The sequence below is a fragment of the Anaerotignum faecicola genome, from assembly GCA_024460105.1.
Lineage (GTDB): Bacteria > Bacillota > Clostridia > Lachnospirales > Anaerotignaceae > JANFXS01.
The window spans coordinates 1-467 of sequence record JANFXS010000235.1 but is presented as its reverse complement, the minus strand read 5'-3'; the positions used below and the strand labels follow the sequence as shown (position 1 = coordinate 467).

General features: G+C 54.2%; 1 protein-coding gene. It reads right to left on the bottom strand.

Annotation, left to right across the window (positions count from 1 at the left end):
• A partial coding sequence (locus NE664_13710; protein MCQ4727689.1) for a sulfatase-like hydrolase/transferase occupies positions 1 to 467 on the bottom strand: 467 nt, incomplete at both ends.

The window sequence follows — 467 nt, the reverse complement described above, 5'->3', positions numbered from 1 at the left end:
ATCACTCTTCTGACCACCCGGCGGCCCTTCTTATCCTCTGTATGGTGGAATTCGCCTTCCACCAGAGCCGTCTCCTTATCGAGCCCCAGCTCTCTCGCCTTCTTTTCAAAACGCGCCCGGTCCTCATCCTTAACCTGAATCGGGGTATGTACGGCATAATGGCACAAGTTCATGTAAAATGGCTTCCTGCTGCCGCAGGCCTGCCGTTCTCTCAGCAGACGGACCGCCTCATCTGTGATCCTGTCTGTTAAATACTCTCCTTCCGGTCCCTCAGAAAGCGTCTCGATTCCATAGGGACTGAAGTACCCGTCATGGGGATGGCCCCAGGAACAGCCGCCTATATTGACATCAAAGCCGAAATGTTCCGGGTAAAACTCTCTTCCGCCCAGATGCCATTTTCCCACATGCCACGTATCGTATCCCGCATCCTTTAATGCCTGGGCGATCGTATATTCCCCCTCCGGCAG